The following is a 1,199-nucleotide window of genomic DNA, read 5'->3' on the forward strand; positions in this document are numbered from 1 at the left end:
TGAATCACAGCGTCGACCCACGCACCGGCCAGTACACCCTCGGCATCGAACTGCTGTCACTGGTCGGTAACTACCTGATCGGCCCCAATCTCCCCTTGCGCCTGGCCTTCAATGCCCTGACGCCAGAAGACACTGGCTTTGGCAAGGGCTGGACCCTCAACCTCAGCCGCTACACCCCCACCACCAGCTCGCTGCAGGTACACACCGGCGAACAATTCCATGTCGATGGCGGTGGCGCCGAACCGAAAATCAGCGAGCAGAAGCTCAAGAGCTTCCGCTTCCTGGACGATGGCAACGGCGAGTACAGGATCGTGCACCGCACGGGCATGGTGGAACAGCTGAAAGTCATCCGCTCGGGCGGGCTCGATATTGCCGTGCCTCATCGGGTCTATGCGCCATCGGGCCGCTGGATCGAGCTGAGCCATGAAGGCCGGTTCGGCGAACATCGCTGCCTGTCCAGCATCGTCGACCGTAGCGGCCTGAAGCTGCTGTCCGTCACCTATGAGAACAACCTGATCACCTACCATCTGCACCCAGATTTCGGCGAAACCCGTTACGAGGTAGCGCTCAAGGACCGTCGGGTAGAGTGCGTGACCCTGCCGAGCCATGATCGTGGTAGCTGGCGGTTCAAATATGACAGCAACCCGTCGACACAGAATATGACCTGCCTGACAAGGGTCGAGACGCCCCAGGGCAGCATCGAGACGATCACTTACGACGATGACGGTCACCAGCTCCTCGCCGGCGCCCCCGTGGCCCGCATCCCACGGGTCAAAACCCACACGGTCGATCCTCTTGCCAATCAGCCGGCCTTGACTACCACCTACAGCTACCCCAACGACCGCAACTTCCTGGGCTTTGGCAGCGGGCTGAACTGGGAAAAGGACAAGGACAACCTGTACCGGGCAAGCAGCGATTACTTCTATGAAGTCCACCTCAGCGAGGCCAGCGAAGGCAAAGAGTTGCGCAAGGCCAGCTACCGCTATAACCGCCATCACCTGCTGACCCTGCAAACCACCGCGCAGTACGGCGATGTCATCGAAGATGTGACGGAAGATGCGCGCAAGCAGGACTGGCATATCCAGGAAACCGAGACGGTTTACCACGAAATCCCGAACGTCGGTTTCGAGTATCAGCTGAACAACTTCCAGCAGCCCTACACCGTGACCCAGCGCTGGCGGCTGGAAAGCGACAGCACC

Annotated in this window: 1 pseudogene; it reads left to right on the forward strand. The window is 60.1% G+C overall.

Features of this window, described 5'->3' with window-relative positions:
* Positions 1-1,199: pseudogene (locus J5M58_RS25725) on the forward strand (hypothetical protein); the annotation flags it as partial.

The organism is Pseudomonas sp. 32_A, assembly GCF_017490905.1.
Classification (GTDB): Bacteria; Pseudomonadota; Gammaproteobacteria; order Pseudomonadales; family Pseudomonadaceae; genus Aquipseudomonas; species Aquipseudomonas inefficax.